Origin of the sequence: Nonomuraea rhizosphaerae, from assembly GCF_019396405.1 — a bacterium.
In the GTDB taxonomy this organism is placed as follows: Bacteria; Actinomycetota; Actinomycetes; order Streptosporangiales; family Streptosporangiaceae; genus Nonomuraea; species Nonomuraea rhizosphaerae.
Genome location: NZ_JAHKRL010000025.1, coordinates 1 through 5,625 on the forward strand (window position 1 = coordinate 1; position 5,625 = coordinate 5,625).

6 protein-coding genes are annotated in these 5,625 nt (G+C 73.1%); 4 read left to right on the forward strand and 2 right to left on the reverse strand.

Translation table 11 applies throughout. From position 1 onward, the window contains the following. A partial coding sequence (locus KME77_RS01200; protein WP_281423991.1) for a carboxyl transferase domain-containing protein occupies positions 1-611 on the forward strand: 611 nt, incomplete at its 5' end. A 117-nt stretch (positions 612-728) separates the two neighbouring features. Here KME77_RS01200 and KME77_RS01205 read toward each other — a convergent pair. Continuing rightward, the gene (locus KME77_RS01205) at positions 729-1,223 is read right to left on the reverse strand and encodes a DUF3145 domain-containing protein (RefSeq protein ID WP_219460535.1); all 495 of its coding nucleotides are present in this window, start codon (positions 1,221-1,223) and stop codon (positions 729-731) included. Positions 1,224-1,399: 176 nt separating this feature from the next. Here KME77_RS01205 and KME77_RS01210 point away from each other — a divergent pair, with 176 nt between their 5' ends. Beyond that, positions 1,400-2,413: a S8 family peptidase gene (locus KME77_RS01210; protein WP_219460537.1), complete on the forward strand. Its 1,014-nt coding sequence runs from the start codon at positions 1,400-1,402 to the stop codon at positions 2,411-2,413. Positions 2,414-2,491: 78 nt separating this feature from the next. After that, positions 2,492-3,028, forward strand: coding sequence for an RNA polymerase sigma factor (locus KME77_RS01215; RefSeq protein WP_219460540.1), 537 nt, complete (start codon positions 2,492-2,494; stop codon positions 3,026-3,028). 140 nt (positions 3,029-3,168) lie between these two features. On the opposite strand, the gene KME77_RS01220 is transcribed toward KME77_RS01215, so the two are convergent. Continuing rightward, a complete protein-coding gene (locus KME77_RS01220) occupies positions 3,169-3,336 on the reverse strand; it encodes a hypothetical protein (protein ID WP_219460541.1) in 168 nt (55 codons plus the stop codon). A 279-nt stretch (positions 3,337-3,615) separates the two neighbouring features. Between KME77_RS01220 and KME77_RS01225 the strand changes: the two genes are divergently transcribed. Next, positions 3,616-5,625 (forward strand): tetratricopeptide repeat protein (locus KME77_RS01225; RefSeq protein ID WP_219460544.1); only part of this gene is annotated, 2,010 nt, incomplete at its 3' end.

Sequence of the window (5,625 nt, forward strand, 5' to 3'; positions counted from 1 at the left end):
CGCCCCCGGCCCCCCGGGGCGGCCGGACGGTCGGCGTGGTCGCCAACAACCCGCTGCGGCTCGGCGGCTGCCTCGACGCCACGTCCGCCGAGAAAGCTGCCCGCTTCGTTCGTATGTGTGACGCTTTCGGAGTCCCTTTGGTTGTCCTGGTGGACGTGCCCGGTTATCTCCCGGGTGTCGGGCAGGAGCACGACGGCGTGGTCCGCCGGGGGGCCAAGCTGCTGCACGCGTTCGCCGAGGCGTCCGTGCCGCGGGTCACGCTGGTCACGCGCAAGGCGTACGGGGGCGCGTACATCGCGATGAACTCCCGTTCGCTGGGCGCCACCAAGGTGTTCGCCTGGCCGACGACCGAGGTCGCGGTCATGGGCGCGGTCGCCGCGGTGCGCATCCTGAAGCGGCGCGAACTGGCCGCCGCGCCCGAGGAGGAGCGCGCCGAGCTGGAGCAGCGGCTGGCCGAGGAGCACGCCAGGCTCGCCGGTGGGCTGGAGCGGGCGCAGCAGCTCGGCGTGATCGACGAGGTCATCAAGCCGGAGGAGACCCGCGGCGCGATCGCCAAGGTCCTGGCCCAGGCCACCCCGGCCAGGGGCGCCCACGGGAACATCCCGCTGTAAACACACGTGAAGGGCCCCGCACCGATCTTCCGGTGCGGGGCCCTTCGGCGTCCGTCGGGGGGCGTCAGGGGACGCCGTACGTCCTGCTCAGCGCTTTCCGGTGGTCCTGCTCGTCGATCAGACGGCGGCGTGCAGCCAGCGCACGGGGGCGCCGTCGCCGGCGTACCTGAACGGCTCCAGTTCCTCGTCCCACGGCTTGCCGAGCATCTTGTCGAGCTCGTCCTCCAGGACGGCCCGGCCCTGGGCGGCCATCAGCATGACGGTGCGCAGCCGGTCCTCGGGGATCATGATGTCGCCGGCCGCCCCGATGACCGCGCTGAACGCGCCGAGCGTCGGCGTGTAGGCATGGCGGGACCCGTCGACGCCCGGCGAGGCGTCCTCGGTGATCTCGAACCTGATGCGCTGCCAGCCCATGAGGGAGGAGGTGATGGCCGCCGCGATGCCGGGCCGGCCCTCCCACTCCGCCTGCGCCCGCACGACGTTGGGCGCGGCGGGTTGCGGCGTCCACGTCAGATCCACGGGCACGCCAAGGACGCCCGCGACTGCCCATTCGATATGAGGGCACAGCGCGGGCTGAGCCGAGTGGACGTACAGCACGCCACGAGCAGACACCGGACCTCCCGATTCGGTACGAGGTGCGCCTTCCCCAACGGCCTCGCCCCGGGATGATCACAAGTGACTAGGGGAAGACTACCGTCGGTCGCAACCTGACACCAGAGGGGGCCCATACCAAGTTGGTGCGGCAGTCAGGAGTGACAGCTGTGACCGGCGAGGAAAGGAACTCGCCCATGGACATCCAATCTGTCGGCGAGTCGCTCATCCGGCCAGGTCAGATATTGACCGACCGGAGCGCGCTGTCGACCGCGACCCGATGGACGCAGGCGGTCTCCGAGGCCGACGGGGTCTGCGTGATCCATCTGACGCCCGGCGTCGACCCCTGCGAGATCACGATGGACCTGCGCGGACAGGGCTTCCGCGCCTCACCCAACCACGTGCTCGCCGGGCAGCCGCTGTTCTGGGGCGGGCCCGCGTCCAGGCCGTTCCCCGTGGCGTCCGTGCCGTACAAACAGGGCAGGAGTCACTCGCCCGCCGTCGTGGGCCTGCTCGACACCGGCGTCGCCAAGCATCAGTGGTGGGCCGGCACTGACTGGTACGAGAGGCAGTCCAAGGACGAGGACGACGCCCAGGAGGGCGCGCAGGCGGGGCACGGCACGTTCCTGGCGGGCCTGCTGCTGCGGCGGGCGCCCGGCGTTTCGCTGCGGGTGCGCCGGGTACTCGACGGGAACGGCGTCGGGGACGAGGCCGGGGTCATCCGCGCCCTGCACCGGATGAGCCGGCAGCCGCCGCAGGTCCTGAACCTGTCCTTCGGCTGTCACTCCTTCGACGACCGCCCGCCGCCCCTGCTGACCGACACGCTGCGGGCGCTGCCCGACACGGTCGCGGTGGCCTGCGCGGGCAACACGGCCGGTGACCGGCCGTTCTGGCCGGCCGCGCTGCCCGAGGTGATCGGCGTGGGCGCGCTGGACGCCGCCGAGGAGCGGCGGGCCCCCTACTCCGCCCACGGCCCGTGGGTGGACGCCTGCGCCCGCGGCGAGTGGCTGACCAGCAGTTTCCTCGAACGTGACGAGTTCGGTGGGTACGCGGCCTGGAGCGGCACCTCCTTCGCCGCGGCCGTCGTCGCCGGGACGATCGCCGACGCCGCCAGGGACCTGCCCGCCAAGGAGGCGGCGGCGCGAGTCCTTGACCGGGAGGCGACCCGGCAAATTCCCGATCTGGGAGTTCTCATCCCCTGGAGTCGGTAGAGTTTACGCTCAGTCCTCGGCCAATTACGAGGAGACAGGGTGGGCTGTCTTCTCGTCCAGCACGGCGAAGGAGGCCGCATGCGAGAGCCACGCGATCCGGCGGAGTTGCTCAAGTCCGCGGCCGACGGAGACCGGACGGCCTGGGATCTGCTCGAGTCCAGGTTCGGGCCGCGGATGTGGGCTGTGGCCCGCGTGTGCGGGCTGAACGAAGCCGACGCGGCGGACGCGGTCCAGGGAGCCTGGCTGCGCCTGCTCGAACATCTCCACACCATCAGGGAACCGTCAGGAGTAGGGGCGTGGCTGGCGACGACCACGCGCCGCGAGGCACTCCTGATCGCCAGGAGGGATTCACCCGGGATCCTCTCCGTCGACGTCGCGAGCGACCCTGATCCCGCGGCTGCGGTCCTGGAGGCCGACGACAGCCGTCTGTTGTGGAAGACGGTCTCCGATCTGAAAGAGCCTTGCCGCACCCTCCTCCAACTGGTCGCGACGGACATGGGGAGCCAACAGATGGCGGTGCGGCTGGGAATGCCCGTGGGCACCGTGGGTCCAACCAGGATCCGGTGCCTGGAAAAACTGCGCACCCTGATCTCACTACAGGAGACGGTGCAATGATCAACGATGAGTATTTCCTGGCGGCACTCCGGCTCGCCGCCGGGAGCGACCCGATCCCTGGGCACGTTTCCGCCGCCGCACGTGACACCTACGGGCTCCGGGTCTCCCAAGCCGTTACCGCTCCACCCGCCGACTGCGCCTCACCCATCGGCGCACGAGGGGGCGACGGTCCCGGTCTGGTCCGATTCGTCGCTGCCGGCCTCACCTTCGACCTGGAGGTGACGGTTGGCGACGGTCTCATCGACGTAGCGGGACAGGTGTTCCCGCACCCTGGCGAGGGCAGCCACGTCGATGTGCGGACCCCGCATCTGACGCTCACCAGGCGTCTTGCGCGTACGGGCCAGTTCGCTGTCACAGGGCTGCCTCCGGGCTGGCTCAGTGTGGTGTGTCATCGTCCTGGCCTCGCACCCGTCCAAACCAGGTGGGTGCGCATCCGCCCGTGACGTCGCGGGAGCCCGGGCCGCGTCCCACCTCCTGGCTCCCGCCCGTCTCCTTGCGGACCGGCGCCGCCCAGCTCCTCGGGGCCGGCGCCCGTCCGTCCTTCTCCGCCTGGCGCCCGCCAGCCCCCTACCGAAGACCGCACCCTCATGATCACACCCCAGGCCGACCTTCCCCTCGTCGCCGTCGCCGAGACGGCGTTGCTGCGTGCCGTCGTGGACCCCGACCAGGCCACTCACGCCGGCCGCGCCATCATCACCGCCGCCAAGGCGGCGGGCTGCCCGGAGGCCGAGTTGGTCGCGCTCAGGGCGATGGCCTTGGCCGCCCGCGAGTCCGGCGACCTCGAGACCGCCGAACGGCACCTGCGCCACGCCCTCGACATCCCCGGCGCCCACGGCGGGCGGCTGGCCCAGGTACGGCTGTCGCTGGTGACCGTGCTCACCGAGCTCGGCCATCCGCTCCAGGCGCTCAGGGTCGCCGCGCTGGCGTGGGCCTACCTGGCGCCGCTCGACCGGGCCAAGCTCGACACCCAGCGGGCCGTCGCCCTCGCCCACCTGGGCCGCTACCAGGAGGCCATCGCCTCGTGCGACCGGGCGCTGCAGGCGCTGGTGGTCGCGCCGGGCACCATCGACGACCGCCGGTTCCTGGCCGGCGGGCTGCTCAACCGCGGCCTCGTCTACGCCTACCGGGGCGACTGGGACGCCGCCACCCGCGACATCGTCGCCTGCCTGGAGATCGCCGGCCACGCCGGGCTCGACCACCTGGCCCGCCTCGCCGCCGCGAACCTGCCCTTCCTCTCCGTACGCCGGGGCGACATCGCTGGAGCCTTCGCCCACTACCGCTCGGCCGAGGACACCCTGTTCGACTTCCCCGAACGCCTGGCCACGATGCGCGCCGACTTCGCCGGGGCGCTGCTGAGCGCGCACCTTCCCGGCGAGGCCAGGGCACTGCTCTGCCTGGCCGTGCCCGACCTGGAGACCTCCACCGCCCGGCTGACGCTCGCCGAGGCGCGGCTGAAGCTGGCGCAGGTGGAGCTGCTCACCGGAGACCCGGCCCGCGCCCTGGAGGTGGCCGCGCAGGCGGCGAGCGAGCTGGTCGAGCAGGAGCGCGGCTCCTGGTTGCCACTGGCCGACGAGGTCGTGCTCCGCTCCCGCCTGGAGCTCGAAGGGTCCTCCCCCGCGCTGCTCGCCGAGCTGATCGCGTGCGCCGACGAGCTGGAGGACGGCCCCGCCTGCCTGGCGGGCGCGGCGGCGCTGCGCCTGATCGCGGCCGAGGCCGCGCTCACGCTCGACGACCATCCGACGGCCTCCGCCCAGCTGGCCCGCCTCACCGTCCACGCCGAGCGGGCCGAACGCTGGATGCCGGCCGGCACCCGGCTCACCTCCCTGGCCTCCGAGCTGCAGGCCAGGCACCTGGCGCAGGCGTCCCAGATCCCGGCCCCGGTCCGCCAGCACGCCCTGGCGCTGGAGGCGGCGCTGCGGGAGGACGTCACCCAGGCCTTCCGCGCGGTCGACGACGGGCTGGCCGAGGTGGGCGACGGCATGGAGAAGTACGACGACGCGTCGCTGCGGGCGCACGCGGCCCGGTCGGGTGAGCGGCTGGCGGCGTTCGGGCTGCGGCTGGCGGTGCGCGACGGGTGCGCCGGGGAGGTGTTCGACTGGGCCGAGCGGTGGCGGGCCGTGGTGGCTCCCGCGCACGCCTGCCCACGGACCGACCCTGACACGCTGCGCGGGGAGCTGGGTGACGGGGCGCTGGTCGAGTTCGTGACGGACGAGTCGGCGCTGCTGGCCGTGGTCGTCTCCCGCGACCGGGTGGCGTTGCGGCGGCTGGGCGAGCTGGGGCCGATCCGCGAGGCGGTGGTGGCGCTGCGCTACTCGCTGCGCCGGGCCGTCCTGGGCAACTCGGCCGACCCGGCGGCGCACGCCGGCCCGGAGTCGCCGCTTGCCCTGGCCGCCGCCGAGCTCGAACGGCTGCTGCTGCGCCCGCTCCAGCTCCGCGACGAACCGCTGGTGGTGGTGCCCGCCGGCCTGCTGCACACGGTGCCGTGGGGCGCGCTGCCGTCCCTGCGCGGCCGACCGGTGTGCGTGGCCGCCAGCGCGGCGTCCTGGCTCGGCGCCGGCCGCCGCGCCGGCGCCATGACCGCGCCGCCCGTCGTGGCC

Bases quoted from the DNA above. Each gene is read 5' to 3' on its own strand.
- KME77_RS01210 (WP_219460537.1), top strand. From the start codon at position 1,400: ATGGACATCCAATCTGTCGGCGAGTCGCTCATCCGGCCAGGTCAGATA.
- KME77_RS01215 (WP_219460540.1), top strand. From the start codon at position 2,492: ATGCGAGAGCCACGCGATCCGGCGGAGTTGCTCAAGTCCGCGGCCGAC.
- KME77_RS01220 (WP_219460541.1), bottom strand. From the start codon at position 3,336: ATGCGGGGTCCGCACATCGACGTGGCTGCCCTCGCCAGGGTGCGGGAA.